The 23,391-nt window shown below is 71.2% G+C and carries 22 protein-coding genes; 13 read left to right on the top strand and 9 right to left on the bottom strand.

Features of this window, described 5'->3' with window-relative positions; genetic code table 11:
* Positions 1-34: 34 nt before the first annotated feature.
* Positions 35-832: a flavodoxin family protein gene (locus KV102_RS02160; protein ID WP_220345166.1), complete on the bottom strand. Its 798-nt coding sequence runs from the start codon at positions 830-832 to the stop codon at positions 35-37.
* A 101-nt stretch (positions 833-933) separates the two neighbouring features.
* On the opposite strand from KV102_RS02160, the gene KV102_RS19705 reads away from it, so the two are divergent.
* A complete protein-coding gene (locus tag KV102_RS19705) occupies positions 934-1,218 on the top strand; it encodes a cation-transporting P-type ATPase (RefSeq protein WP_374197336.1) in 285 nt (94 codons plus the stop codon).
* Positions 1,219-1,268: 50 nt separating this feature from the next.
* Here the strand turns inward: KV102_RS19705 and KV102_RS02150 are convergent, their stop codons facing one another.
* Entirely contained in the window at positions 1,269-2,246 is a 978-nt protein-coding gene (locus KV102_RS02150; protein WP_220345164.1) for a YafY family protein, read from the bottom strand.
* A gap of 62 nt (positions 2,247-2,308) precedes the next feature.
* Between KV102_RS02150 and KV102_RS02145 the strand changes: the two genes are divergently transcribed.
* On the top strand, positions 2,309-3,532 hold the full coding sequence (locus tag KV102_RS02145) for an epoxide hydrolase family protein (RefSeq protein ID WP_220345163.1): 1,224 nt from the start codon (positions 2,309-2,311) through the stop codon (positions 3,530-3,532).
* On the opposite strand, the gene KV102_RS02140 is transcribed toward KV102_RS02145, so the two are convergent.
* The 3 genes from KV102_RS02140 to KV102_RS02130 are packed head-to-tail and all read right to left on the bottom strand — an operon-like array spanning position 3,510 to position 4,957.
* Positions 3,510-3,716 carry a hypothetical protein gene (locus KV102_RS02140; protein WP_220345162.1) on the bottom strand — a complete coding sequence of 69 codons (207 nt, stop codon included), beginning with the start codon at positions 3,714-3,716 and terminating at the stop codon, positions 3,510-3,512. The two genes, KV102_RS02145 and KV102_RS02140, sit on opposite strands and share 23 nt — an antisense overlap.
* Before the next feature lie 32 nt (positions 3,717-3,748).
* On the bottom strand, positions 3,749-4,507 hold the full coding sequence (locus tag KV102_RS02135) for a class I SAM-dependent methyltransferase (protein ID WP_220345161.1): 759 nt from the start codon (positions 4,505-4,507) through the stop codon (positions 3,749-3,751).
* 9 nt (positions 4,508-4,516) lie between these two features.
* Positions 4,517-4,957, bottom strand: coding sequence for a VOC family protein (locus tag KV102_RS02130; protein WP_220345160.1), 441 nt, complete (start codon positions 4,955-4,957; stop codon positions 4,517-4,519).
* An 88-nt stretch (positions 4,958-5,045) separates the two neighbouring features.
* Between KV102_RS02130 and KV102_RS02125 the strand changes: the two genes are divergently transcribed.
* The 4 genes from KV102_RS02125 to KV102_RS02110 all read left to right on the top strand — a co-directional run bounded on the left by KV102_RS02125 (position 5,046) and on the right by KV102_RS02110 (position 9,652).
* The gene (locus KV102_RS02125; RefSeq protein WP_220345159.1) at positions 5,046-5,990 is read left to right on the top strand and encodes a YafY family protein; all 945 of its coding nucleotides are present in this window, start codon (positions 5,046-5,048) and stop codon (positions 5,988-5,990) included.
* A 66-nt stretch (positions 5,991-6,056) separates the two neighbouring features.
* Positions 6,057-6,983: an NADP-dependent oxidoreductase gene (locus KV102_RS02120; RefSeq protein ID WP_220345158.1), complete on the top strand. Its 927-nt coding sequence runs from the start codon at positions 6,057-6,059 to the stop codon at positions 6,981-6,983.
* Between the two features lie 71 nt (positions 6,984-7,054).
* Positions 7,055-8,455 (top strand): aldehyde dehydrogenase family protein, encoded by a 1,401-nt coding sequence (locus KV102_RS02115; protein ID WP_308290201.1) that lies wholly within the window; start codon positions 7,055-7,057, stop codon positions 8,453-8,455.
* Positions 8,456-8,500: 45 nt separating this feature from the next.
* A complete protein-coding gene (locus KV102_RS02110; RefSeq protein WP_220345157.1) occupies positions 8,501-9,652 on the top strand; it encodes a peptidoglycan DD-metalloendopeptidase family protein in 1,152 nt (383 codons plus the stop codon).
* A 6-nt stretch (positions 9,653-9,658) separates the two neighbouring features.
* Here KV102_RS02110 and KV102_RS02105 read toward each other — a convergent pair whose 3' ends face one another.
* Positions 9,659-11,020: an APC family permease gene (locus KV102_RS02105; RefSeq protein WP_220345156.1), complete on the bottom strand. Its 1,362-nt coding sequence runs from the start codon at positions 11,018-11,020 to the stop codon at positions 9,659-9,661.
* Between the two features lie 69 nt (positions 11,021-11,089).
* Here KV102_RS02105 and KV102_RS02100 point away from each other — a divergent pair, with 69 nt between their 5' ends.
* Positions 11,090-12,235 (top strand): aminotransferase class I/II-fold pyridoxal phosphate-dependent enzyme, encoded by a 1,146-nt coding sequence (locus tag KV102_RS02100; RefSeq protein WP_308289319.1) that lies wholly within the window; start codon positions 11,090-11,092, stop codon positions 12,233-12,235.
* 94 nt (positions 12,236-12,329) lie between these two features.
* Complete coding sequence (locus KV102_RS02095; protein ID WP_220345155.1) at positions 12,330-13,751, top strand: HNH endonuclease signature motif containing protein; 1,422 nt, start codon at positions 12,330-12,332, stop codon at positions 13,749-13,751.
* Here the strand turns inward: KV102_RS02095 and KV102_RS02090 are convergent.
* The gene (locus KV102_RS02090) at positions 13,709-14,758 is read right to left on the bottom strand and encodes an NAD(P)-dependent alcohol dehydrogenase (protein WP_220345154.1); all 1,050 of its coding nucleotides are present in this window, start codon (positions 14,756-14,758) and stop codon (positions 13,709-13,711) included. The two genes, KV102_RS02095 and KV102_RS02090, sit on opposite strands and share 43 nt — an antisense overlap.
* A 72-nt stretch (positions 14,759-14,830) precedes the next feature.
* Between KV102_RS02090 and KV102_RS02085 the strand changes: the two genes are divergently transcribed.
* Positions 14,831-15,550 carry a hypothetical protein gene (locus tag KV102_RS02085; RefSeq protein ID WP_220345153.1) on the top strand — a complete coding sequence of 240 codons (720 nt, stop codon included), beginning with the start codon at positions 14,831-14,833 and terminating at the stop codon, positions 15,548-15,550.
* Here KV102_RS02085 and KV102_RS02080 read toward each other — a convergent pair.
* Together KV102_RS02080 and kynA are read right to left on the bottom strand one after the other, a co-directional pair.
* Positions 15,541-16,413 (bottom strand): hypothetical protein, encoded by an 873-nt coding sequence (locus KV102_RS02080; RefSeq protein WP_220345152.1) that lies wholly within the window; start codon positions 16,411-16,413, stop codon positions 15,541-15,543. The two genes, KV102_RS02085 and KV102_RS02080, sit on opposite strands and share 10 nt — an antisense overlap.
* 3 nt (positions 16,414-16,416) lie before the next feature.
* Entirely contained in the window at positions 16,417-17,292 is an 876-nt protein-coding gene (gene kynA, locus KV102_RS02075) for a tryptophan 2,3-dioxygenase (protein ID WP_301021564.1), read from the bottom strand.
* Positions 17,293-17,324: 32 nt separating this feature from the next.
* Between kynA and KV102_RS02070 the strand changes: the two genes are divergently transcribed.
* From KV102_RS02070 to KV102_RS02055, 4 genes are all read left to right on the top strand, one after another.
* Positions 17,325-19,412, top strand: coding sequence for a penicillin acylase family protein (locus KV102_RS02070; protein ID WP_220345151.1), 2,088 nt, complete (start codon positions 17,325-17,327; stop codon positions 19,410-19,412).
* A gap of 54 nt (positions 19,413-19,466) precedes the next feature.
* On the top strand, positions 19,467-20,576 hold the full coding sequence (locus KV102_RS02065; RefSeq protein WP_220341776.1) for a hypothetical protein: 1,110 nt from the start codon (positions 19,467-19,469) through the stop codon (positions 20,574-20,576).
* Complete coding sequence (locus KV102_RS02060; protein WP_220341775.1) at positions 20,573-21,601, top strand: asparaginase domain-containing protein; 1,029 nt, start codon at positions 20,573-20,575, stop codon at positions 21,599-21,601. Before KV102_RS02065 ends, KV102_RS02060 begins: the two co-directional genes overlap by 4 nt.
* A 146-nt stretch (positions 21,602-21,747) precedes the next feature.
* Entirely contained in the window at positions 21,748-23,340 is a 1,593-nt protein-coding gene (locus tag KV102_RS02055; RefSeq protein WP_220341774.1) for a heme peroxidase family protein, read from the top strand.
* Positions 23,341-23,391 lie beyond the last annotated feature (51 nt).

Raw genomic sequence — 23,391 nt, 5'->3', positions numbered from 1 at the left:
GCGGTCAGCCGTCACGGCGTCGCGGGCCGCTCTGTCAACCCGTGTACGGCTTGGCAGAGCCGTTCTCGATGCCGGTGCGGATGCGTCGCTCGACGAGCGCCGCGACGGCGTTGCGGACTCGCCCGACCTTGGCGCCCGTGAACCAGTCCGCCTCGAACCAGCCGCGCTCGTCCCAGTACGCCGCGTCGACCGGGCCGTCGCTGCGGCCGGACTCGACCAGCAGGCGGGCGACGCGGAAGCCGATCAGGTCGGAGGTCGTCGGTGCGGGCTCCCCGCCGTCGTGCACGGCCCGTACGGCGGTCGCCGCGAGCTCGTCGAGCGCGCGGTCCACCTTTGCGCGGTACGGCGCCTTGGCGAGGCCCGGACCGTTCACGCCGAGCTGGCCCACCGTGTGGAACCCCCACCGGCGGATGGCGGTCGTCAGGTAGCCGAGAGCGGCATCGTGACCGGCGCCCGCGGCGGTCGAGACGAGGATGGCCGGGGTCCCGAAGTAGCGTGGGCGGTGGATCAGGTAGGCGAAGTGGTCGACGAACCGCTTCATGGTCGCGGAGAGCGTGAAGCTGTGGACCGCGGTCGCGAAGATGACGAGGTCCGCAGCATCCATCAGCTCCCGGGCCGGCGAGGCGTTGTCGGCGTTCGGGCACGCCTGTTCGCCCGCGGTCATGCAGGCGAGGCACGCGGGACAGCTCGGTCCGAGTGCGAGATCGTCGGTGCAGATGACGTCGACCTCGATCTCGACGCGCTCGCGCATCCGCACGATCAGGGCGTCGACCACCATGCCGGTCGTGCCCTTCTCGCCGTGTCCGGTGCCGAGCACCACGCCTACCCTCATGTCTTCTCCTGCCACCGCTCAATCAGAAAATATAGGATAGACGATCACCTGACCGGTTCCACCGTGACTCGAGGCCACGCTGCATCTGATCTATCCGGTGCATGACGGACGCACGTGGGCGGTGGAAGGCATACTTCGTTTCCGTCGGCCCTCCTGGTCCGGCCCGAGGGGAATCCCATGACCGACCAACGACCGCCCGTGGCCACCGACACGCCGATGCCCCGTACGTGTTGACCGTCAGCGAGGTCGTCGGCGCCGCAGGTTCGGACGCCAGCACGGGACTGTGCGTCGTCGAGGCGGAGATCAGGCTGACGTCGGAGGGGCCGAACGAGATCGCCGCCGAGAAGCCCCCGTCGTCGTGTGCGCGTCCCACACCTTCTCGCTGAGGTTTCTCGCCACGAGCGCGGGGGATATCTGATCTACGATCTCACCCGGCTCAGGCGGAGCCAGACCGATCGTCCTCGGCGGCGTCGGCCGCACGGCCGTAGCGCGCGGCGACGCGACGAAGGGCGGGTGCGAGCTCAGCCGGTCCGTCGACGGTGAAGTCGGCGTCGAGGAGCCCGAGCCACAGGGCCAGCTGGTCGCACGAGTCGGAGCCCACGTGAGCGATGCAGGTCGATACGTCGACTTCCTCCACGACCACAGCGGCTGGCACCCGTGCAATGATCCGCGCCGCAGGCGCCTGGACGCGCGCGCGTGCCCTGACCTGCCAGGTCACTGTCCCGAGCGTGCGCTCGACGAATCCGATGAGGTCACCGTCGGGCTCGTCTCGCGGGAGGAAGCGTGGCCCGTTCGGTGTCCGCAGGCGCATGCGGTCCACGCGGAACGTCCGCCACGCCGTACGCGCGACGTCCCACGCCGCGAGGTACCAGCGGCCACGGGTGTGGACGAGCCGGTGGGGCTCAGCCGTACGGAGTGTCGAGACTCCGTCGCTGTCTTCGTAGCCGAAGCGCACGCTCTCGCGGCAGCGCACGGCGTCGGCGATGGCGGTGAGCCGCTCGACCGGTACGGCCGACGACTCCGTCCGCAGCGCGACCGTGGCCGCCACGAGGTCCTCGAGCCGGTGACGAAGCCGAGAGGGGAGCGTCTGCTCGACCTTGACCAGCGCGCTCATGGCCGTGCCCTCGAACCCGGCGAAACCCCCGACCGCGGTGCGGAGACCGATCGCGACCGCCAACGCCTCGTCGTCGTCGAGGAGCAGCGGCGGAAGCGCGGCGCCTCCACCGAGGCGGTATCCGCCGGCCACACCCGGGACGCCCTCCACCGGATAGCCGAGGCTGCGAAGCCGGCCGACGTCGGTCCTCAGGGTCCGCGTGCTCACCTCGAGGCGCGCTGCCAGCGCCGACCCCGTCCAGTCACGTTGCGAATGCAGGAGAGACAGGAGCTGCAGCAGGCGTGCTGAGGTCGAGAGCACTCCTTTATCCTGCCCTGAAAACGCGGAAGGAGATCTTCCGCATGTCGTTCTACCGTCACGAGATGGACGAGAGCGCAGCAATCCGGCCGTACCAGATCGACATTCCTCAGAGCAGCGTCGACGACCTGCACGAGAGGCTTCGCCGTACGCGATGGCCCGACTTCTCGGCGGGTTCCGACTGGGCCAGGGGAGTGCCGCCCGGCTACCTGGCGACGCTGACCGACTACTGGTTGAACGACTTCGACTGGCGGGCCCAGGAGGCCCGTCTGAACGCGATCCCCCAGTTCGTGACCACGGTGGACGGACAGGACATCCACTTCTTCCACGTCCGGTCATCGGAGTCCGACGCGATGCCGCTGATGCTGACGCACGGTTGGCCGAGCTCGTCGGTCGAGTTCCTCCGGGTCCTCGAGCCTCTCGCGGACCCGCAACGGTCGGGTGGGCAGTCCACCGACGCGTTCGACGTGGTGGTGCCGACGCTGCCCGGGTACGGCCTGTCCACGCCCTTCCACGCGGGATGGGGCAACCTCTTCCAGGTCGCGCAGGCGTGGGCGGAGCTCGCGCGTCGCCTCGGCTACGAGAGGTACGGCCTCCAGGCGACAGACGCCGGAGCCGGCGTCGCCGGCATGCTTGCGATGATCGCGCCCGGGCAGGTCGTCGGCATGCACCTGACCGGGACCTCCGCAGGCACGCCGTTCGGGCCGGCCCTCGACCCCGACGACTTCGATGGCGCGGACCGCGACCGCATCGTGCGGTTCAACAAGGACCGCGACGAAGGTTTCGGCTACTTCCACCTTCAGGCGACCCGGCCGCAGACGATCGCGTACGCGCTGACCGACTCGCCCGTCGGTCAGCTGGCCTGGATCGTCGAGAAGTTCCACGAGTGGACCGATCCCGCTGCGGAGCTGCCCGACGAGGCTGTCGACCGCGACCAGCTCCTGACCAACGTCTCGTTGAACTGGTTCCGCCAGGCTGGGGCCACCTCCGCCCACGCCACCTACGAGGGCATCCAGGCGTGGAAGCAGATGGCGGCAGCGCAGACCAACGGTGCGGGCCACGGTTCGGAGGGATCGGAGCTGCCCGAAGGCCCACCGACCGGGTACGCCGTGTTCGCGGCCGACACCACGGTGCGGTCGTTGGCCGACCCGGAGGGAAGCCTGGCGCACTGGTCGAACTTCGACCGCGGGGGTCACTTTCCCGCGATGGAGGTGCCCGACCTGTGGGTCTCTGACGTACGGGAGTTCTTCCGTCCCCTGAGAGGACTCAGGATCCCGAAGGATCGTTAGGGGCAACGCCCGGTGGGGCGTTGCCGGGCGGCTCCGCGTCCTGGTCGTCGTCGGTCGATCGTGTGCTGTCCTCGCGCACGGAGTCGGCGGACGGCGACGAGCGGATCTCGTCGGCCTCCGCGGCGTCGTCGTTGATGGCCTCGTCGTCGCCGACGTCGGCGGGCTCGTTCGATGCGTTGGTCATGATGTGGGGGTACCCGCTGACCGGCCGGGCAATCACACCCGTCCCGTGACGCACCAGGCGGTCGCGTCGACGAAGAACGGCCGCGCCGGCACGCGAGCGCGGCAAGACTTGCGGACCGCCGCGAGCGCGTCCTCGTCGAGTCCGGCGACGTAGGCTCCGGCCGGACCCACCCCGAGCAGGAACGGCTCCCACCACTGCTCGAACGACTCGAAGCGCACCGTCACGGTGAGCGCCGACGCCTCGAGGTCGTGGAGTCCTGCCTCGGCGAAGAGCTCCTCCAGGTGGCCCTCCCGGGTCCCTGCGAGGCCGGACTCGTCCGGGGCGTCCGGATCGACGTCGAGTACGGCGTCCCAGAAGGCGGCAAGGGGTCCGGTCCCGCCCTCGTGGTCCCAGACGCACGCGGTGACCGGACCACCAGGCGCCGTGACCCGCCGCATCTCGCGCAGGCCGGCGACGGGATCGTGCATGAAGTGCACCACGAGCTGGGCGTACGACGCGTCGAACGTGGCATCGGCGAACGGGAGGTCCTCGGCGCGGCCGAGGCGTGCGTCGACGTGGGGGAGACGTCGATGCACGGCCCCGACGAAGGCCGGCGACGGATCGACAGCGCTCACCGCCTCGTCACCGATCCAGGCCGCGAGATCGCCGGTGAGCGCGCCCGGGCCACAGCCGACGTCGAGCACCTTCCAGCCGCGCTGAGGCTCCGTGGCCAGGACCAGCGCGGCCGCGAGGGGCTCCGAGAATCGCCCCATGAACCGCTGGTAGGACTCGGCGGCCACATCGAAGGACATACGTGAAATCTACGGGGCAGCAGGCGCCGCGAAGGTACCGGTTGCCCTCACCACCTCCAGGTAGTGCGGATTGTTCATGATGCCCAGGAGGTTGCCGAAGGGGTCGACGACCGACGCCGTCACGAATCCCGTGCCGCCACCCTGCTCGGTGATCGGCAGGTGCGGGGTCGCGCCGAGGGCGAGGAGACGGTCGTGTGCTGCCTGCAGGTCGTCGACATGCCAGTAGGTGACGGCTCCGGCCGGCCCGGACGGACGGTCCGCGGGCGCGTACCGCGCGTCGATGATGCCGAGCTCGTGCTCGTAGTCGCCGACCCGGAACTCGATGTAGCCGGGCGCCCCCTCGGGAGGGAACGCGTAGTACGGGTCGGCGCCGAGCACCTCGGCGTACCAGTCTCGGGCAGCGGCGAGGTCGTCGGCGTAGAAGCTGATGGTGGCGAGTCCGCGAAGCATGGTGGTGGTCCTCTCTGATGGGGTGGTGATCCCAGCCTGCCCCGTTAAGTGATCACCTTCTGAGCACTTTCTTTGACAAGATCGGGACATGCGCGCGGACCGTCTTGTCGCCACCCTCCTGCTCATGCAGTCGCGGGGACAGGTCACCGCTGCCGAGGTGGCGTCGGAGCTCGAGGTCTCGGTGGCGACCGCGCGGCGTGACCTGACGGCTCTGTCGTCCGCCGGTGTCCCGGTCTATGCGCGACCAGGGCGTCACGGGGGCTGGTCGCTCGTCGGCGGCGCCCGGACGGACCTGACGGGCCTCACCGCGTCGGAGGCCCGGACGCTCTTCCTGCTCGCAGGCCCGGCGGCGTCCGGATCCCCGGAGCTCAAGGCGGCGCTGCGCAAGCTCGTCCGAGCACTCCCACGCACGTTCCGCGAGGACGCCGAGGCGGCGGCCGAGGCGGTCCACGTCGACGCGGCCCCGTGGGGTGGAGCCGACCGGTCGCGGCCCCCGCTCGTCGACCGCCTCCAGGACGCCGTGGTCCGGCGTCGACGCGTCCGCCTCGTGTACGAGGGTCGCGGCGGTGAGACCGAGCGGCTCGTGGACCCCTGGGGGCTCGTCGACAAGGACGACCGCTGGTATCTCCTGGCGGGGACCGAGCGGGGTCGACGAACGTTCCGCGTGGACCGGGTGCGTACGGCGGAGGTCACCGACGAGTCGGCCGAGCGACCCGACGACCTCGCGCTGGAGGAGGCGTGGGCGGACGTGGTGACCACGATGGAGCGCCGACGGTCCCTGGTGTCCGCCGTCGTGCTCGTCGACAGGCGATTCGTCCCCGTCCTGCGTCACCACTTCGGTCAGCACTGCACTCCCGAGCCGCCGGCCGCGGACGGCCGGGCCCGTGTCAGGGTCGCGGCCCACACGGCGGTGTCGGTCGCCGAGCAGCTCGCCGGCTGGGGAGCACGGGTCGAGGTCGTCGAGGGAGACGCGGTGAAGGAGGAGCTCCGCAGGATCGGTGCCGAGCTCCTCTCCCGCTACGGCGAGAGATGACCTCGCCGGGGCATTGGCGTCGGGCACGTTCGGAATGCGCGGCTGCCCGGCACGGTTCGTCCCTGCATGAGAGCTATCGCGTACGAGGAGTTCGGAAGCGCTGACGTCCTGAGCCTCCGCGACCTGCCGGAGCCGCACATCGGCCCCGACACGGTCGTGGTCAAGGTGATCGCCGCAGGCGTCAACCCCGTCGACTACAAGGTTCGAGAGGGTCACCTGCAGGGACTGATCGACGTCGATCTGCCGGCCGTCCCCGGCTGGGACGTCGCGGGTGTCGTCGACAAGGTCGGTCTCGACACCCCGGAGCTGGAGGTCGGCGACGAGGTGTTCGCGTACGCCCGCAAGGACGTGGTCTCCGGCGGCACGCTCGCCGAGTACGTCGCCGTCCCCGTCCGCACCCTGGCCAAGAAGCCGTCGACCATCGGGTTCGAGGAGGCCGCAGGCGTCCCGCTCGCGGGACTGACCGCCCTGCAGACGATCCGGCGGTCGGGTCTCGTCGCGGGTCAGACGGTGCTGGTCCATGCTGCGGCCGGAGGCGTCGGCTCGTTCGCGGTGCAGCTCGCCGTGCACGCGGGTGCCCGGGTCGTCGGTACGGCGTCCGAGCACAACCACGACTACGTGCGCTCGCTCGGTGCCGAGCCGGTCGCGTACGGCGACGGTCTCGTCGAGAGGGCTCGCGCGGTGGCACCCGGCGGGTTCGACGTCATCCTCGACTACGTCGGCGGCGAGGCCGTGGACACCGCGCCGGACCTCCTCGCCGACGGCGGCCGGATCGTCTCGATCACCGACCCGCGCGCCCGTGACGAGCTCGGCGGCGCCTACGTCTGGGTCCGCCCCGACGCCGACGACCTCGCCGAGCTGGCGACGCTGATCGATCAGGGTGTCGTCAAGGTCGAGATCGCTGAGGTCTTCGATCTCGAGCACGCCGCCGATGCACACCGCACGGTCGAGAAGGGCCACACCCGCGGCAAGGTGGTCGTGCGGATCGGCTGAGGTGCCTGATTGGCCGGCCGGCGTCGGGGTACGGGGCGGACGACCCTTACCCCGACGCCGAGGGAGCCGCTGTGCCTGGCGCTGAACCGTACGACTCCGACCTGCTGACCGTCCTCGATCCCGCGGACGGCTCGCTCGTCGGCACTCTGGAGTGCGCCGCGCCGGCCGAGGTCGGGGCGGCGGTCGAGGCCGCCGCCAAGGCTGCGCTGGACTGGGCGCGTACCGCGCCGTCCGAGCGTGCCGCGTGCGTGGCGGAGGCCGCCGCCCGGCTTGCCGCCTCCGCTGACGCACTTGCCGTCCTCACTACCCGCGAGATGGGCAAGCCGCCCGCGGACGCTCGCGGGGGAGTCGACGCCGGTGTCGCGACGTTGCGCCAGTACGCCGAGCTCGGTCCCCTCCACCGCGGCCGGTCGTTGCAGGGAGGCTGGGACGCGACCGATCTGATGGTGCCGCAACCACGGGGCGTCGTCGCCGCGATCACGCCGTGGAACGATCCCGTCGCGGTGCCGTGCGGACTGATCGGCGCTGCGCTGGTGACTGGCAACACGGTCGTCTTCAAGCCCTCCGAGCGCAGCCCGCACACGGGCGTCGAGCTGGCCCGGGCGTTCGCCGAGGTGCTGCCGCCCGGAGTGCTGCAGGTCCTCGTCGGCGACGGCCGTACCGGGGCCGCGCTCGCTGCGGACCCGCTCATCGACGTCGTCGCGCACGTCGGTTCGACCCTGACCGGGCGGGCGATCGCGCAGGCCGCGGCGCGCACCGGTGCCAAGGCCGTGCTGGAGAACGGCGGGAACGACCCGATGATCGTCGACGCCGGGGTCGATCCGGTGTGGGCAGCCGAGCAGGCGGCACTCGGCGCGTTCGCCAACGCCGGGCAGATCTGCACCTCGATCGAGCGGATCTACGTTGCCGAGCCGGTCGCCGCCGACTTCCTCGACGCGCTGGTCCGGCGCGCGAAGGCGCTGGCGGCCGGCTCGGGCGTCGAGCCTGCGACCGAGCTCGGGCCGTTGGTCGACGAGCGCATGCGCCGGAGCGTCCACGACCAGGTGTCCGAGGCGATCGTGGACGGTGCGACGTTGCTCGCCGGCGGTGAGGTACCCGACGGTCCGGGCACGTTCTATCCGGCGACGGTCCTCACCGACTGCACCGATGCGATGACGGTCATGCGTGAGGAGACCTTCGGGCCGGTGGCCCCGGTGCGGGTGGTGCCGGACTTCGACACCGCCCTGACGGCGGCGATGACGGGGCCGTACGGGCTGGCGGCGGTGGTGCTCACCGCCGATATGGAGCACGCCCAGCGCGCGTGGCGGGAGCTGCAGGTCGGCACGGTGAAGGTCAACGCCGCGTTCGGAGGCGCGCCGGGCGGTGCCGCGCAGCCTCGGGGGGCGAGCGGGTCGGGCTTCGGGTACGGACCCGAGCTGCTCGACGAGATGACGACGACGAAGGTGGTCCATCTCGGTACGCCGAGGGTTTGAGTCACGACCCCGGCCGGTGGAGCGGGCGTCGCGTAGGTTGCAGAGATGCGACGTGCGTGCCTCCCGCTCCTCGCGAGCGCGCTGCTGGTCCTCTCCGCGTGTGGGTCGTCGAGCGACGAACGCACGGAGCCCGCGACGGTGTCCGCCACCGCGGCGACCCCGAGCGAGCAGGCCCCGCCGGACGTCGGTGTCCTCCGGCTCCAGGCGACGCAGCAAGCGACTGCCCGCTCGTGCGGACCGCGGGACGTCAGCGTGGCCCTCACCTCCGCGGAGCCGGCACTGGGACACCGTTATGCGAGGGCGGTGCTGCGCAACAACACCGGCTCGGCCTGCGTCGTCGACGGGTTCCCCGGCATCGGGGGACGGGGGGAGAGCGGCGACCCGCTCGAGCTGGCGGCCGAGCACCGGCAGCGTACGGGGGAGCGCACACCGACGGAGGTCGTGTCCGTGCCGCCGGCGGGTGAGGCGTACGCCAACGTCGAGTGGACGGGCAGCCTCGCCGGGGCCGAGACGGAGCGGATCACCGTGCTCGCGCTCCAGCTCGCCGAGGGACAGCCGCCTGTCGTCGTCCGCACGACGGAGTCCCTCGACATCGGCAACGGGACCACGGTCCGGATCGGGCCCTGGCAGGCGGCGCCGACTGCGCAGGCAGCGCCGACCACGCAGTCGGCGCCGGCTCAGCGCGTTGCCCCGGCGTGCAGGGTGGGCCCGGGCAGAACCCCTTCGGGAGTGAAGCGCTTCTGGACGAGCGACACGCGCTGCTACACCTCGCGGTGGTTCGCCGGCGCCCACCGGCGGATGATCCCGTTCGGCTGCACCCGCGCGCCGTGGTACCCGCCTTCGAGGCGCTGCGCCGGCGGCAGGGGGTTCCACCACGGGCTCGACATCGACATGCCACGCGGCACGCCGGTCTACGCCGGGGTGTCCGGGCGCGTCGTGACCCGCGGTCTCGGATCGGCGTACGGCACTCGGGCGGTCGTGATCCGTTCGCGCGGGCGTGACGTCCTCCTCGGCCACCTGCGATCACGCCGGGTGAAGCACGGCGAGCGTGTGAGCAGAGGTGACCTGATCGGGCGCAGCGGGGCCCGAGGAGCGCCGGACGGGCCGCACCTGCACCTCGAGGTCCGGCCGGCGCGCGGGTCGTACCGGACGGCGGTCAGCCCGCGGCGGACCGTGGGCCTGACTGCCGTGAGATAGCGCGGGCTAGCGGCTCTCGGAGTCCTGGGCGTCCTGGGAGTCCTCGCGGTCGTCGCCGCCGCTCGGTCCTACGAGCCGCGCCAGCAGGTGCAGGACGACCCCCACGGCGAGCAGCGCCGCTCCGAAGACCCACACCATGCCCCTCTGCTGGGTGAGGAGGACGACGCACGAGATCACGCCGAGCACCGGGACGAACGACCAGACCCTGAAGTGGTCGTGGTCCACGACGTCACGCCGCAGGACGAGGACCGCGACGTTGGTGCTGATGAACACGAAGAGGAGCAGCAGCACCACGGTCTCCGCGAGGGTGGCGAGATCGCCCACGAGGGTCAGCCCCATCGCCACGGCGGTGGTGGCGAGGATGGCCACCCACGGCGTCCGCCGGCGCGGCAGGACCGCACCGAGGACCGGTGGCAGCAGCCCGCGCTCCGCCATGCCGTACGTCAGGCGGCTCGCCATGATCATCGTCAGCAGCGCACCGTTCGCGACCGCGACCAGCGCGATGGCGCTGAACAGCTCGTCCGGGATGCCGAGGTCGGTCGCGTCGACGACGGTGGTCAAGGGTCCGGTGGACTCCGACAGCTCTGAGGGCGGAAGGGCGATCGCGCTCGCCATCCCGACCGCCACGTAGGCCATCCCGGCGACGACCAGAGCACCGAAGAGCGCCCGGGGATAGATCCGCGATGGATCGCGGACCTCCTCCACGATGTTCGCCGACGTCTCGAACCCCACGAACGAGTAGTAGGCGATGATCGCCGCTCCCAGCGTAGCGGTCAGCGGCGCCGCGCCCTCGGGGAACTCGGTCACCCGCCCAACGTCACCGCGTCCGTCGCCGACCATGATCCCGACGGCGACCACGACGAGGACCAGCCCGCTCACCTCGATGACGGTCATCACGAGGTTGGTCCCCATGGACTCGCGGATACCTCGTGCGTTGAGCGCGGCCACCGCCGCGAGGAAGAGGACGGCGGCCAGGGTCGTCGGGACGTCGACGAACGTGCCGAGGTAGTCGCCGGAGAACGCGAGCGACAGCCCGGCAGCGCTCGTCACCCCGGCGGCCAGCATGGAGAACCCGACGAGGAACGCGAGCAACGGGGAGCCGAAGGCGCGTTCGGCATAGACCGCCGCACCGCCTGCTCGCGGATACTTGGTGACCAGCTCCGCGTAGGAGCCCGCCGTCAGCAGGGCGAGGAGCAGCGCGATCAGCAGCGGGAGCCAGATCACGCCGCCGACGTCTCCTGCGAGGACGCCGACGAGCGCGTAGATCCCGGCGCCGAGCACGTCGCCGAGGATGAAGGCGAAGAGGAGAGGGCCGGTGATCCGCCGGTTGAGCCGCGTGTCGGTCGAGGTGAGGTCGTGCGAGGTCATGGCATCGAGCCTGACAGAGCACAGCGGATCGCACAGACGACGCGCGGCCCGGTGCGGCACGATGGCGGGGTGAATCCGCTCGAGATGCTCAGCCTCGACGACCTGCACGCGCGGACGAGTGTGAAGTGGCGTCTCCACCCGCCTGACGTCCTGCCCGCCTTCGTGGCCGAGATGGACGTCGTCCTCGCCGAGCCGGTGGTGCGTGCGCTGAGCGACGCGCTGCGCCGGGGAGACACGGGCTACCCCAGCGGTACGGGGTACGTCGAAGCCTTGGCGGCCTTCGCGTCGACACGGTGGGGTTGGGACGGGGTCAGCGTCGAGCGGTCGGCGATGGTGGCTGACGTGATGACCGGCGTGTCGGAGGTGCTCCAGCTGGTCACCGAGCCCGGCTCACCGGTGGTCGTGAACCCACCGGTCTATCCGCCGTTCTTCGGCTTCGTCTCCAAGATCGGCCGGCGTCCGGTGGACGCGCCCCTCGGCGCTGACGGGCGCCTGGACCTCAAGGCGCTCGGTGAGGCGTTCGCCCGCGCCGCGACGACCGGACTGCCGGTGGCGTACCTCCTCTGCAACCCGCAGAACCCGACAGGGACCGCTCACCGTCCCGACGAGCTCGCGTCGGTCGCGCGGCTCGCGCACGAGCACGGGGTCCGCGTCGTCGTGGACGAGATCCACGCGCCGATCGTGCTGGACGGCGTCCGGTTCACCCCGTACCTGTCGCTCGAAGGGACCGACGACGCCTTCGCGGTGATGTCGGCTTCCAAGGCGTGGAACCTCGCCGGCGCGAAGGCCGGTGCGGTCCTCGCGGGCTCGGCCGCCGTGGACGACCTGGGACGGATGCCCGAGGTCGTGGCCCACGGCCCCAGTCATCTGGGGGTCATCGGGCACACCGCTGCGCTGCGCGACGGAGGGGAGTGGCTCGACGAGGTGCTCGCCGCCCTGTCCGCGAACCGCTCCCACCTGGCCGACGAGCTCGCGCAACGGCTCCCCGGCGTACGGCTGCGGGAGCCGGAGGCCACCTATCTGGCGTGGTTGGACTGTCGCGCGCTCGGACTCGGGGACGATCCGGCCGAGACCTTCCTCGAGCGCGGACGGGTCGCCCTCGGCTCGGGTCCGACGTTCGGGACCGGGGGAGCGGGTCACGTCCGGGTCACCGCCGCGACGTCGAAGCCGATCCTGTCCGAGATCGTCGAACGGATGGCAGCGAGCGTGGGGTGATCGGAACTGGTCCACAGGTCGCCGACCGCGGGACTGTTCCACAGGTCGTTCGACGACCGGCCGCCGCGCCGTTCCGATGCGCCACGATGAACGTATGTTCGATTCCAGCCGATATGCCGCGCTCAACGAGGCGTTCGATGCGGTCGTGGAGATGCCTCACGAGTTTGCCGACACCATGCAGACCCGGGCCGCGTTGAGGACTCTCCAAGCGATGTCCGACCGCGCCGAGGGGCTTCGCGCGAGGCTGCTGCGCCAGATGGACGAGACGGGGGCTTACGCGGATGACGGCGCCTCGTCCACGTTGTCGTGGGCGCGCCGCGAGCTGCGGCTGAGTGCGGCGTCCACGGCGCGGCTGCGAGTCGCCGGGCGCACGATGCAGGTGCTTCCGGGAGTCGGTGAGGCGATGCTGGCCGGCGAGATACGACTCGATCACGTCGCCCAGTTCACCGGCGGCCTTCGGCGCGTGGACACCGCCGTGCTTGCCGACGCGACGCAGCAGATCTTGCTGCCGCTGGCCAAGCAGGCGGCTCCAAGCGACCTCGCCGTGGCGATCGACCGACTCGACGAGGTGACCCATCCGTCCAAGGTCGACGAGGCCTGGCGGCGGGGGATGGACAGACGGGACGTCCAGGTCACCCGCGCAGGTGACGGCTACCACCTAGCGGGGTTCGTCGACATCGTTCTCGGCGCCAAGCTGGCGTCGTTCCTCGTCGCGGCATCGGCGCCGCGATCGACCGGCCCCGGTGAGGCGGACGGCCCGGCTGGGAGCGCCTCGTGCGCCGACGAGCGTCCCGCGTCGCAGCGTCGGACCGACGCTCTCCACGAGCTGCTGGACACCGCGATCGCGGACGGCATCCCCGGCGACAAGGGCGTGCGACCGCAGTTGCACGTCACCGTGGAGGCCGAGTGGTTGTCGCACCAGCCCGGGTCCGCCCCGCCCACGCTCCAGGGGTACGGCGTGATCGGCCCGGACCTCTACGGCTACCTCGCCTGCGAGGGGGACCACACGACGGTCCTCACGCACGGGACGACCAGCGGGAGGACACCCTATGCCGCGGTGCTCAACGTTGGACGCACACGACGACTCGCGACCCGCGCCCAACGGGTGGCAGTCCGCGTGCAGCAGGACGGGCACTGCGCCGCACCCGGGTGCAGTCACACCAACCTCGAGCTTCATCACGTCTCGTGGTGGGAACGGGACGGCGGCCGGACCGATCTCGTCGATCTGGTGGGACTCTGCCGGGCCTGCCACCTGGCCGTGCATGCCGGCCGTCTCGGAGTCGAGCGCGACGAGGCAGGCGGGTTCGTCTTCCGGCGACTGCACGGGCCGTCACGGCGGGCCATCGAGGATCGAGACCGCATCCACCGCCGTCGGTTCCGCGACTACCTGCACGCTCTCGGGGTGGCTCGCGACGGCGCGTTCGAGCCTGCATCGCGCCAGCAGGTGACCGCACCCTGCGGTTCACCGGAGCGTCATCGCGCCGGGATGGTGGAGGTGTCGATCACGAAGCGGTAGCGCACGTCCGAGGCGACGACCCGGTCGTACGCCTTGTCGACGTCATCGGCGCCGATGGTCTCGATCTCGGCGCCGATGCCGTGCTGCGCGCAGAAGTCCAGCATCTCCTGGGTTTCGCGGATCCCTCCGATGTTGGACCCGGCAAGGCTCCGTCGCCCGCCGATCAACGAGAACGCGCGGAACGACTGCTTGTTCTCCGGTGCTCCGACGAAGACCATCGTCCCGTCGAGCCTCAGCGCGCGGAGGTAGGCGTCGACGGGGAGGTCCGCCGAGACGGTGTTGATGATCAGGTCGAACGAGCCCCGCAGGCGCTTGAGCGTCTCGCGGTCCCCGGTCTCGTAGTGGTCGGCCCCGAAGCGGATCCCGTCGTCCTTCTTGGACAGCGTGTGGCTGATGACCGTCACCTCAGCACCGAGCGCGTGCGCGATCTTGACCGCGAGGTGCCCGAGACCGCCCATGCCGACCACGGCGACCTTCGTCCCCGGGCCAGCTTTCCAGTGCTTGAGAGGGGAGTACGTCGTGATGCCCGCGCACAGCAGCGGCGCAGCGACATCGAGCGAGATGCCTTCGGGGATCCCGAGGACGTACGCCTCATCGACGACGATCTGCGTCGAGTAGCCGCCGTAGGTGGGGGTCCCGTCCGCATCGCGCCCGTTGTACGTCGGCACGTTGCCGCTGAGGCAGTACTGCTCCTCACCGGCACGACAGGTCTCGCACTCGCGACACGAGTCGACGAAGCACCCCACGCCGACGCGGTCGCCGACGGCGTACCGCGTCACGGCGTCGCCGACCTCGGCGACGACCCCGGCGATCTCGTGGCCGGGGACCATCGGGAAGATCGCGGTGCCCCACTCCTCGCGCGCCTGATGGATGTCCGAGTGGCAGATCCCGGCGTACGCGATGTCGATGAGCACGTCGCCGGGGCCAAGAGCGCGGCGGTCGATGGTCGCGCGTTCGAAGGGAGCTCCGGCGGACGCGGTGACCAGGGCGGGGACGGTGAGGCTCATCGGCACTCCTCGAGACAGGCAGCAGATCCTCGGCGAGTGTCGCAGACGCCACCACGGGGTACCCGCTCAGACATGACGCCGCCCCGTTCCGTAGCCGCTTTCCCCGCTCACGTCGGTGGCGGTCTGCTCGCCGGGGCGTCGTTCGGCCTCGCTGCGCTCCGACGGTTCACCGCGAAGCCGCTGCACCCGCGTGGTGCGGTCGTGGAGGCGACGCTGACCCGCAGCAGGGTGCAGGACCGTGCCCGTGCGAGCGGTGTCGCCTGGATCGACGGTGCGGGTGTCGACCGGGTGCTCGCCCGGACCTCGAGAGCGGTGGGGCTACCAGCCAGGGTTCCGGACGTGCATGGGTTGGCCCTGCGGGTGCCGACGGGACCAGGTCGGCACGGGGACCTGCTGCTCGCCTCGACCGGGTGGGGCGGCGTCGGCCGGTTCTTCCTGACGGCGAGCCGCGTCCCGACGGCACGGCCGCTGACCACCTTGCTGCCGTACCGCACCGCTGGCGGCCCGGTGCTGATCGGGGCTGAGCACATGGACGGAGACGGCAGGGTCCGGCTGTCGTGGGCGCGTCTCGCGGGGCCGTGGCACGCGTTCGCTGTCCTGGAGCTCCCCGCTGCGCCGGGTGTCGGCGCCGACGCCTCGGTCGACTTCGACCCGGTGCGCTGCACCCTGCCCGGTCTGGAGACGTACGCCTGGGTGCGCCGTGTGCGAGAGCCTGCCTATGCCACGGCCCGCGCGGCTCGATCGAGCCGAGGCGTCGGCAGGCGCGTCGAGAGCCGCAGCCGTCAGCGCTGACGGACCGCTTGTGCCGAGGCGAACCACATCGGGACATCGGCCTCGCGCGGGGGTTCGTCGATGGGGATCCGAGTGGCCATGCCATCGGGGTGCAGGGTCAGGGGCCACGGGTCGGTCAGGGCGTCGAGGATGGTCTCGCGATCGAGACCGGCGCGGATCATCGCGGCGATCTCGCGCGGATTGACGCCGAGCGGGAGGTCACCGTTGCCGAGGTCGGTGCCGTACAGCGCGCGACCGCCCGCGGCGTGGAAGACCCCGAGGTTCGTGACGGCGGTCTGCTGGCCCGACCCGCTGTCGCGGTGGATGTCGAGCGTCGTGACCCATCGCTGTCCTTGGTCCACCGCGCTCTGCACGAGCGAGGCGTCGAGCGGCTCGGTCCACGGGGTGTGGGCGAGCGCGTGGATGCCCACCTCGACGGCGAGCTCGGTCATCCCCGTCCCCTCCACGTGGGCGGCGACCGGGACTCCGTGCCGCTCCGCCGCAGTGACGACGCCGGCGAGCGTCGATGGGTCCGGCACCGGTCCGGCGTCGGTATTCAACGTCACCTTGACGACCGTCGCACCGCTCACGACCTGCTCGGCGACCGCCTCCGCGGCATCGGCGGGGGAGCGGATCTCACGCACGGCGCCGTCCGGGCACCAGGGCCGTGCGCTCGGGTAGCCGCCGGGCGCAGCGAGGAACGCACCGGCGTGCCGGACGTACGGCAGCCCCGCCGCGTCGGCAGCGGCGGCGAGGGAGGCCACGGCCGGCGGTGCACCGCCGAGATCGACCACGCCTCCCAGTCCGCCCGCGAGGAGCTGCGGCACGTCGATCAGCTGGAGGTGGACGTGGTGGTCCACGAACGGCGGAAGGAGACCCGCCACGGGTCAGCCGCCGATCTCGGTCCGTACGGCGAACAGCTCGGGGAAGAACGTCAGCTCCAGGGCACGCTGCAGGAAGGGCACCCCGCTCGATCCACCCGTGCCGCGCTTGGTCCCGATGATGCGCGAGACCGTCCTGAGGTGACGGAACCGCCACAGCTGGAAGTTGTCCTCGAGGTCGACGAGCTCCTCGCAGGTCTCGTACGCCGACCAGTGGTCGTCTGCGTCGGAGTAGATCGACGCGAGGACCGGCACCAGGTCGGGGCGGAAGGTCCACGCCTTGGTGACGTCGCGCTCGAGCACGTCGGCGGGGATGGCGTAGCCGGCCCGAGCCAGATAACGGAGGAACTCGTCGTACAGACTCGGTGCCTCGAGGACGTGCCGCAGGATCTCCCGGTGGGCCGGGTCGGCGTCGAAGACGGCCAGCATCGCCTCGTTCTTGTTGCCGAGGACGAACTCGACCGCGCGGTACTGGTACGACTGGAACCCGCTCGCGTTGCCGAGGACGCCGCGGAACTCCGCGTACTCGGTCGGCGTCAGCGTCGCGAGGACCGACCACTGCTCCGCCAGCGTGCGCTGGACGTGCTTCACGCGCGCGATGCGTTTGAGCGCCGGTCCGAGCTCGTCGGCGCGGAGGAGGGCGCACGCACTCTCCAGCTCGTGCAGCACCAGCTTGAGCCAGAGCTCGGTGGTCTGGTGCTGCACGATGAAGAGGAGCTCGTCGTGGTGCTCCGGCCTGCTGATCGGCCGCTGCGCCGACAGCAGGGTGTCGAGATCGAGGTAGCCGCCGTAGCTCATGCGGTCGGAGAAGTCGGTGACGACACCGTCCTCGACCGTACGGGTGTTGGCGTGCACTCCGTGCCTTGTCTCGTCTGAGCTCACCCGAACACGGTAGGTGATGCCACACTTCGGGCATGAACGCCCGCCTGTTCCGCGACGCGTACGGGGTGCCGCACGTGCGTGCGGAGTCCCTCCTCGAGCTGGCGGAGGCGCAGGGACGGGTGACGGCTCGCGACCGCGGTGACCAGATCCAGGTCGAGCACTGGCGAGCGCAGGGCACCCTCGCCGAGCACATCGGGCGCGATGGCGTCGCGTGGGACCGCTTCGCCCGGAGCGCGCGGATCGCGGACACCGCACGGCGGGCGTCAGAGGCCCTCGACCCCGACGACCGGGCGTGGGTCTCGGCCTACGTCGACGGGGTGAACGCCGTCCTCCCCGAGGCTCGCTGGCCCGAGTGGGCGCCGCTGGGGATCCTGCACGTCACGCACCTCCTGTTCTCCGACCTGCCCTCGCTGCTCTGGCGAGAGCACGTCCGGCGAGCTCTCGGCGACGCGTTCGTCGACGCCTTCCACGCCGACACCGCGACCGGGTCCGGGAGCAACGCGTGGGCGCTGCACGGCTCACGGACGAGCACCGGCGCCCCGCTGCTCGCCGGAGACCCGCACCGCACCATCGGGATTCCCGCCGTCTACCAGCAGATCCGCCTGGCATGCCCGGGTGTGGACGTGGTCGGCCTCGCCTTCCCGGGAGTGCCGGGTGTCCCGCACTTCGGTCATGCGGAGAAGGTCGCGTGGGGCATCACGAACGCGGCCGCTCACCACGTCGACGTCTTCCGCGAGCGCCTCCGTCGCACCGAGAGCGGGGAGGTCCAGGCGTACGGCCCGGCCGGGTGGGAGGCCGTGGCGTCGGGGGAGGAGGCGATCGCGGTACGCGATGACGATCCGGTGGCGGCCGGCTGGATCGAGACGCCGAGGGGCCTCGTCGTCGCAGGCCCCGGTCTCGGACCGGGCTTCGGTCCCGAGCGGCCGGGGTACGAGGGCTTCGCCTACTCGGCGCGGTTCCCCGCACGCGCCACCTCCGACCTGGGGACCGCCGCGCTGCGGCCGCTCCTGCAGGCGCGGTCGGCCGAGGAGGTCGCCGCCGCCTTCGGTCGCTGGGTCGACCCGGTGAACCGGGTGCTGACCGCCGACCAGGACGGGAAGGTGCTGAGCCTGACTGCCGGGCGCGTGCCGGAGACCGGTGCCACGGCCCGACGGCAATCTCGCGACGGCTGGGAAGCCGGGGTCGAGAAGGTCGCGTGGAGGCGGCTGCCGCCCTCTCGCCCGATCCACGACTGCGCCGTCGATGCGAACGAGCGCCCCGAGGACCCGGCGTTGCGGCTCGGGCACGCCTACTCTCCGCCGCACCGGGCGAGGCGGATCCGTACGCTCCTGGACGAGCTGCTCGACGGACGAGGAGCGCTCGACGTCGAGGACATGCACGACATCCACCGCGACACGCTCTCCTCGAGCGCAGTCGGCCTCCTCCATCACCTCCCAGCGCCCGGGGATACCGCCGTCTCGGCGCGGGCTCACGAGCTGGCCGCACGCCTGCGGGCGTGGGACGGGCGGATGGACGCCGCGAGCGTGGAGGCTGCCGCCTTCGCCGCCTGGCGCAGCGCACTGGTGGGTCGGCTTGCCGATCTGCCCGCGCTGGCGGCGCTGCACGCCCCCCACGAGATGGGACCGGTGCTCGACCCGTGGTTCGACGTGCGCGCGAGGATCGCCGACGGCCTGGGCGTGCTCCTCGCCGCCGACGGGCCGGCCGGCCCGCTCGGCATCGACCGTGCTGCCGTGGCGCGCGACGCCTTGGAGGACGCGGCGGCCCGAGACGGCGGTGAGGCCTGGGGCGACCGTCATCGGCTCGAGCCCCAGCGCGTGCTCGCCGGCGTGCCCGGTGCCGCGTTCGCCCGACTGCCCAGAACGGGTCTCTCGGGTGACACCGACACCGTGCGGTCGACCGCGACGATCCCGGGAGTCAGCGACGTCTGTTCGCGAGGGTCAGTCGCTCGGTGGATCTGGGACCTGTCCGACCGCTCCCGGAGCAGGTGGGGGGTCCCGTTCGGTGCGGCCGGTGATCCTGCCAGCCCTCATTCGCTCGACCAGCACGAGCACTGGCTGGACGCCCGGACGGTGCCGATCGCGACCGGCTGGGACGCGCTCACCGAGGAGCACCTGCCGTGAGCCCTCTCGACGCTCCGCTCGTCGCGCAGCTGGGCGCCGACTAGGAGGACGCGGATGAACGAGTCGGTGGACATGACGGTGTTCTGGGCAGTGGTCGCCGCGCGCCTGCTGGTCCCGTTGCTGATCTTCACGTTCCCCCTGCCGGGGATCGTCGCCTGCATGCTGCTCGACGGTGTCGACCAGACGATCTTCCAGACCTTCACGTCGCTCGACCTCACGCACTACCAGAGCTATGACAAGGCGCTCGACGTCTTCTACCTCTCGCTCGCCTACGTGGCCACGATGCGCAACTGGACGAGCCGCCCGGCGTTCGAGGTGGCCCGGTTCCTCTTCTTCTACCGCCTGGTGGGGACGACGATCTTCGAGCTGACCGGCGGCACCCACCGGTGGCTGCTGCTGGTCTTCCCCAACACGTTCGAGTACTTCTTCATCTTCTACGAGCTCGTGCGTCTGCGATGGGACCCGAAGCGCTTCTCGATGCGCTGGTGGATCGCCGCGGCAGCGGTGATCTGGGTCGTCATCAAGATCCCGCAGGAGGCGTGGATCCACGTCTTCAAGCTCGACCTGACCGACACCATCCGTGACGTCGACTGGTTCCTACCCGCGATGGTCTTCGCGGCACTCGTCCTCGCGGCGGTCTTCTGGTTCGTCGTACGACCGCGGCTCGCCCCACCCGACCACGCCTGGCAGGTCGTGGCGCCACCGATCCCCGCCGAGATCGACAGGGAGCGGGAACGCGCGGCGTTCCGGGTCGCGCACGGCAAGGTCCTGGATGCCCAGCTGGGCGAGAAGACCGTGATCGTCGCGCTCGTGAGCATCATCATCGCCAACATCGTGCCGAGCGTGCGTACGTCGCCGTTCGACATCGCCGTGAGCTGCACCGTGCTGGTGGTCGTGAACTCCTTCCTCGGACTGTGGACAGCCCGACGCGGTGGTGGACTCGAGTCGGCGGTCACCACGTTCTTCGCGCTGTCGGCGCTCAACATCGGACTGGTGCTGGTGGCGAGCCTGGTCCTCCCGAACAACGAGCAGTTCTTCCTCACGGCTGGCTTCTTCTTCGTGTTCCTCCTGACGCTGATCGTCAGCCTGTACGACCGCTACCGTCCTGTGCTCGACGTCCGGACAGGTGGCGGGCGAACGGGACCGGTAGCCTCGGCGCCGTGACCGACGGCCTGACGACACGCGGACGTGCCGATGTCCGGACGTCGCCGGGACTCGGCGGGCGGCGCGGCGTCCTTGTCATCGTCACCGGCGGCACCGCCACCATGTCGCCGGGATCCGGCGGCGGCCTGGAGGTCAGTGCCGAGGGCGTCGACGTGCTGCGGGCGGTGGTCGACGGATGGGCGGCGGTCCGCCACGTCCCGGCCGAGCTGGTCCTCGACCTCCCGCTGCGAGACAGCGCGGAGATGGGTCCGCAGGACTGGAACCGGTGGCAGCGGCAGATCCGTGCGGCGCTCCCGTCGGTCGCCGGTGTCGTCCTCGTGCACGGCACGGACAGCATGGCCTTCAGCGCCGGTGCTCTCGCGTACGCGCTGGCCGACGCTCCGCGTCCGGTGGTGCTCACCGGAGCCCAGCGTGGCCCGAACGAGCCGGGGAGCGACGTGGCGGACAACCTGAGGCTCGCGCTCGACGCCGCCATCGAGGACCGGCCCGGGGTCTCGGTCGCGTTCGCCGGGCGCGTTCTCGCCGCCGCGACGGCATGGAAGCGCTCCACCACCGACCTCGACGGCTTCGCCGGTGACCCGGGCACCAGCCGGCGCCGGTCGGCACTCCTGCCGGTCGACCGCTTCCAGGCGTACGCCGCGGAGCGGTTCGTCGCCCTCGCCACCGTCACTCTCGACCACTGGCACGACCAGCTCGCCTGGTCACGGGAGCCGGCCGGTGTGGTGGTGCGGGTGTTCGGGGGCGGGACCGCCCCGCGTGACCCGGTGGCCGAGTCACGACTGCTGGACCTGCGCGACGCGGGGATCCCGGTGGTGGCGGTGAGCCAGACACCGGCGGCCGTGGTCGATCTGACCCGGTACGCCGCCGGTCGGGTCCTGGTGGAGGGAGGCGTGGTGAGCTGTGGGGCGATGACCGTGGAGGCGGCGTACACGAAGCTCCACTACCTGCTCGGCTGCGGGCTCACCTACGACGAGCTGACCGCGGCCCTGGCCGAGGATCTCGTCGGCGAAGCTCGCCTGGCCTGACACGACCTGGCTGATTTGTCCGATTGCAATCACGCCTGATCGTGACCCTCGTGCGGGGCAGGCTCGAGATCGGCGGGCCCTCGACCGCCACCACGCCGGCGCTGTCGTGCCGGTGTCTCGGGAACCCCACCTGTGAGGAGAGCACCATGGCCACAACCATCGGGCACGAGACGACCTCCGCCGAGGAGCGCCCGCCCACACCGGCGCCCGAGCCGACCACGCCCACGAGGCCGGTCCACCACGGGGCGTCACAGCGCGGGATCGACATGATCCCGTCGTCGTCGTTCAAGTCCGGCCGCTTCGGACGGATGTTCCGACACCTCCCGGTGTTCGAGCATGCCGCCGACGACATGACCGCTCTGGCACAGCGCATGGTCGAGCCGGCCGGACCACCCGCCGCAGAGAACCCCGACATCCCGTCCGGGTACACCTACTTCGGGCAGTTCGTCGACCACGACATCACGTTCGACCCGGTGTCGAGCCTGCGTCGTCAGAACGACCCGGACGCGCTGCACAACTTCCGTACGCCGCGGTTCGACCTGGACTCGCTGTACGGGCGCGGTCCCGCGGACCAGCCGTACCTGTACGACGACTCCGGCCCGGTGACGAAGATGCGGCTCGGTGAGGACGTCGGCGTCGTCCCGACCGAGACCAGCGGCGCGGGGCCCGACCTCCCGAGGAACGAGCCCCGGCAGCGCACGAGCGGTGAGGAGGTCTTCTTCGGGCGGGCGCTCATCGGGGATCCCCGCAACGACGAGAACCTGCTCGTGTCACAGCTCCACGTCTCGATGCTGCAGTTCCACAACCGCGTCGCCGACGTCGTGGGAGCGACGACCCCGCTCACTGGCGACGACGCATTCAAGGAGACCCAGCGCCTGGTCAGGTGGCACTACCAGTGGGTGGTCGTGCACGACTTCCTCCGGCGGATCGTCGGTCAGGCGGTCGTCGACGACATCCTGCGCACGGAGACCTTCGTCTCCGGCCCCGACGGGGCGACGACGTCCTTGGTACGGCCAACGTTCCAGTTCTACGAGCCGGCCCACGAGGCCTACATCCCGGTGGAGTTCGCCGTGGCGGCCTACCGGTTCGGGCACTCGATGATCCGCGGCCGCTACCACATCAACGACTTCGTCCGGAACGCACGAGGGGCGCAGGGCCCCATCCCGATCTTCGGCACGGAGCTGCCGCCCGACGAGCTGTCGAACCTCAACGGCTTCCGTCGCCTGCCTCCCCAGTGGGCGGTCGAGTGGAAGTTCATGGTCGACATGCCTGGCTCGGATACTCCTGCGCAGGCGTCGCTGCCCATCGATACGCAGCTCGCGCGGCCCTTGGCGGACCTTCCGCTCTCGGTGTCGGCGCACCCGCCGCACGCCCTCGCGGAGCGCAACCTGCAGCGCGGGGTCGCGCTCGGGCTTCCGGCCGGCAACACGGTCGCCCGCGCGATGGGCGTCGACCCGCTCGACGCGGCCACGCTCGGGATCGGCGACCTCAGCGAGGACCTCCGCATGCATCCGCCTCTGTGGTTCTACATCCTCAAGGAGGCCGAGACTCTGGCGGACGGCAAGACGCTCGGACCGGTCGGTGGGCGAATCGTCGCCGAGGTCCTCATCGGTCTCCTCAACGAGGACCCGCTGTCGTACCTCAGCGTGGAGCCCAACTGGAGGCCGCAGGCACCGATGGCCCGCGACGACGGCAGCTTCGACCTGCCGCAGCTCCTGCGGTTCGCCAAGGAGGGATGATCACCGTCCGAACCTGCGCGTGACGAACTCGGGCGGTGGAGACCAGCGCTC

It is taken from the genome of Mumia sp. zg.B53 (assembly GCF_019550935.1).
GTDB lineage: Bacteria > Actinomycetota > Actinomycetes > Propionibacteriales > Nocardioidaceae > Mumia.
Note: the sequence above shows the minus strand (reverse complement) of the source record. Positions and strands in the feature narration are given on the sequence as shown.

What these genes read in the sequence shown, in the direction of transcription:
- KV102_RS02160 (WP_220345166.1), bottom strand. Translation starts at nt 832, where the DNA reads ATGAGGGTAGGCGTGGTGCTCGGCACCGGACACGGCGAGAAGGGCACG.
- KV102_RS19705 (WP_374197336.1), top strand. Translation starts at nt 934, where the DNA reads ATGACGGACGCACGTGGGCGGTGGAAGGCATACTTCGTTTCCGTCGGC.
- KV102_RS02145 (WP_220345163.1), top strand. Translation starts at nt 2,309, where the DNA reads ATGGACGAGAGCGCAGCAATCCGGCCGTACCAGATCGACATTCCTCAG.
- KV102_RS02140 (WP_220345162.1), bottom strand. Translation starts at nt 3,716, where the DNA reads ATGACCAACGCATCGAACGAGCCCGCCGACGTCGGCGACGACGAGGCC.
- KV102_RS02135 (WP_220345161.1), bottom strand. Translation starts at nt 4,507, where the DNA reads ATGTCCTTCGATGTGGCCGCCGAGTCCTACCAGCGGTTCATGGGGCGA.
- KV102_RS02130 (WP_220345160.1), bottom strand. Translation starts at nt 4,957, where the DNA reads ATGCTTCGCGGACTCGCCACCATCAGCTTCTACGCCGACGACCTCGCC.
- KV102_RS02125 (WP_220345159.1), top strand. Translation starts at nt 5,046, where the DNA reads ATGCGCGCGGACCGTCTTGTCGCCACCCTCCTGCTCATGCAGTCGCGG.
- KV102_RS02120 (WP_220345158.1), top strand. Translation starts at nt 6,057, where the DNA reads ATGAGAGCTATCGCGTACGAGGAGTTCGGAAGCGCTGACGTCCTGAGC.
- KV102_RS02110 (WP_220345157.1), top strand. Translation starts at nt 8,501, where the DNA reads ATGCGACGTGCGTGCCTCCCGCTCCTCGCGAGCGCGCTGCTGGTCCTC.
- KV102_RS02105 (WP_220345156.1), bottom strand. Translation starts at nt 11,020, where the DNA reads ATGACCTCGCACGACCTCACCTCGACCGACACGCGGCTCAACCGGCGG.
- KV102_RS02095 (WP_220345155.1), top strand. Translation starts at nt 12,330, where the DNA reads ATGTTCGATTCCAGCCGATATGCCGCGCTCAACGAGGCGTTCGATGCG.
- KV102_RS02090 (WP_220345154.1), bottom strand. Translation starts at nt 14,758, where the DNA reads ATGAGCCTCACCGTCCCCGCCCTGGTCACCGCGTCCGCCGGAGCTCCC.
- KV102_RS02085 (WP_220345153.1), top strand. Translation starts at nt 14,831, where the DNA reads ATGACGCCGCCCCGTTCCGTAGCCGCTTTCCCCGCTCACGTCGGTGGC.
- KV102_RS02070 (WP_220345151.1), top strand. Translation starts at nt 17,325, where the DNA reads ATGAACGCCCGCCTGTTCCGCGACGCGTACGGGGTGCCGCACGTGCGT.
- KV102_RS02065 (WP_220341776.1), top strand. Translation starts at nt 19,467, where the DNA reads ATGAACGAGTCGGTGGACATGACGGTGTTCTGGGCAGTGGTCGCCGCG.
- KV102_RS02055 (WP_220341774.1), top strand. Translation starts at nt 21,748, where the DNA reads ATGGCCACAACCATCGGGCACGAGACGACCTCCGCCGAGGAGCGCCCG.